This window comes from Pseudoxanthomonas sp. LjRoot204_2 (genome assembly GCF_056175765.1).
In genome coordinates, this window is sequence record NZ_JBGFFG010000458.1 from 1 (window position 1) to 2,518 (window position 2,518).

Genomic DNA, 2,518 nt, shown 5'->3' on the forward strand with positions numbered 1-2,518 from the left:
GGGTGAGCGTCTGACCCTGCACTGGGAGGTTCCCGACGTGCTCCCACAGCTTCAGGTGCCCACCCTGTCCGTCCAGCCCCTGGCGGAGAATGCGATCCGTCACGGCATCGAGCCGTCAACCTCGGGCGGCGAGCTGAGCCTGCGGGTCGGGCTGGATGACGGCCATCTGCAGATCACCGTCGCCAATACCCTGCCTTCCAGCACGGCACGCGCCGCGCCGGGGCACCAGGTCGGCCTGAGCTCCGTCCGCGCCCGCATCCATGCGTTGACGCAGGGACGGGGCAGCGTGGAAACGACGACAGCGGACGGTCGCTATACCGCGATCATCCGCCTGCCGCTGGACGCCTGAGGCGTCTCAGGTCACCACCCGGTAGCAGGGCTGGTACTCGCCGGCGATCTTCATGCGCCGCTGCTCGACGAACGCGCGCAGCAGTTCGTCCAGGGCCTGCATCATCGGCGCATCGCCGTGGATCTCGAACGGGCCGAACTCCTCGATCCGGCGCATGCCGTCCTCCTTGACGTTGCCGGCGACGATGCCGGAGAACGCACGCCGCAGGTCGGCCGCGAGGTCGTGCACGGCACGGCCCGGCCGCAACTGCAGCGCTGCCATCGCCTCGTGCGAGGGGACGAAGGRCTGCTGGTAGTCCTCGGGGATCTGGATGGCCCAGTTGAAGAAGAACGAATCCTTGTGCCCGATGCGGTATTCGCGCACCTTGCGGATGCCGGCACTCATCTTCTTCGCCACGGCGACCGGGTCGCCGATGATGATCTCGTAGCGCTCGGCCGCGGCATCGCCGAGCGTCAGCCGGATGAAGCGGTCGATCTGCTCGAAGTAAGGCGCCGCGATGGTCGGGCCGGTCAGGATCAGCGGGAACGGCAGGTCGGCGTTGTCCGGATGCAGCAGGATGCCCAGCAGGTAGAGGATTTCTTCCGCCGTGCCCACGCCGCCGGGGAACACGATGATGCCGTGGCCGATGCGGACGAACGCCTCGAGGCGTTTTTCGATGTCCGGCATGATCACCAGGTGGTTGACGATCGGGTTGGGCGATTCGGCCGCGATGATCCCCGGCTCGGTCACGCCGATGTAGCGCGTCTTGCTGCGGCGCTRCTTCGCGTGCGCGATGGTCGCGCCCTTCATCGGGCCCTTCATCGCACCCGGACCGCAGCCGGTGCAGATATCCAGGCCGCGCAAGCCCAGTTCGTAACCCACCTGCTTGGTGTAGAGATACTCGTCGCGCGAGATGGAGTGGCCACCCCAGCACACGACCAGGTTCGGATCGCTGGGCTTGAGGATGCGCGCGTTGCGCAGCAGGCCGAACACCGCATTGGTGATACCGGCGGAGGATTCCAGGTCGRCCGCGTACTCGGGGCCGAGTTCGATGGCGGTATAGGCCAGGTCGCGGACCACGGCGAACAGCAGTTCGGCGATGCCGCGGATGATCTCGCCATCGACGAAGGCCATCGCCGGCGCGTTGATCAGGTCGATGCGCACTCCGCGGTCCTGCTGCAGGACCTGGATGTCGAAATCCGGATACAGATCGCGCGCCGCGCGCGGATCGTCGGACGCGCTGCCGCTGGTCAGCACCGCCAGTGCGCAGCGGCGCAGAAGTTCGTGCATGCCGCCGCTGGATGCGTCGCGCAGTCGTGCCACTTCGGCGCGGGAAAGCACGTCCAGGCCGCCGCGCGGATAGATGCGTGCGTCCTGTACCGGCAACGCCCTCGATGCCGTCTGGTTCATGGAAAGTCCTGTCTTCGTTCGTCAGAGGCGGGACTTTAGCGCAGTCGCGCGGGCAAGAGGAGGCTGACMAAAAGAAAACGGCCGGGTTTCCCCGGCCGTTCGTGTTGCGTTCCGCGGTAAGGCAGCGGATCAGAACTCGTACTTGAAACCGACTTGCAGGGACCACTGCGAAATGCCGTTGGTCTGGCTGTCGGCATTGGTCGGGATACCGAGGGCGGTCGCCTGGCCGAACTCCGTGCCGCTGCGGTAGCCGTACACGTACTTGCCGTTGTACATGCCCTGCAGCGTGGCCACTGCGTTGTTGGCGTTGAAGCCGTAGTCGATGACGTGGCCCCAGTCCTTGTTGATCAGGTTGCCCACGTTCTGGATGTCGATCCAGAGCTTGGACTTGTGACCCTTCATGAAGCCCGGCAGCTCCTGGCTGATGCGGACGTCGAACGTGTTCACCCAGCTGCTGGTGAAGCCATTCTCGGGGGCGTACGTACCGGCGTAGCGGTTCAGGCCATCCTGGCGCGACAGCCAATCCCAGAACGCCTGCTCCATTGCCGCGTTGGCGGTGAACTGGCCGGTCGCGCTCAGGCTGCCGAACAGGACGTCGCCAGGGCCGGCGGGCACGTAGAACAGGTCGTTGAAGGTGCGGTTGTCGCCATTGGCATCGCCCGAGAAGATGTAGCTGTACGGACGGCCGCTGCGGCCTTCGTAGAACAGGCCGACCTGGGTGGCGTAGTCACCGAAGAAGTTGTGCGTCCAGTTCAGCGAACCGCTGAAGCGGTCCTTGAT

General features: G+C 65.7%; 2 protein-coding genes and 1 pseudogene. 1 reads left to right on the forward strand and 2 read right to left on the reverse strand.

The window, feature by feature from the left end; translation table 11 throughout:
- Positions 1–349 (forward strand): ATP-binding protein (locus tag AC04L7_RS16520; protein WP_475513440.1); only part of this gene is annotated, 349 nt, incomplete at its 5' end.
- Positions 350–355: 6 nt separating this feature from the next.
- Here AC04L7_RS16520 and ppnN read toward each other — a convergent pair.
- Positions 356–1,738 carry a nucleotide 5'-monophosphate nucleosidase PpnN gene (gene ppnN, locus AC04L7_RS16525; protein ID WP_475513441.1) on the reverse strand — a complete coding sequence of 461 codons (1,383 nt, stop codon included), beginning with the start codon at positions 1,736–1,738 and terminating at the stop codon, positions 356–358.
- Between the two features lie 129 nt (positions 1,739–1,867).
- Positions 1,868–2,518, reverse strand: a pseudogene (locus tag AC04L7_RS16530) (Oar protein); the annotation flags it as partial.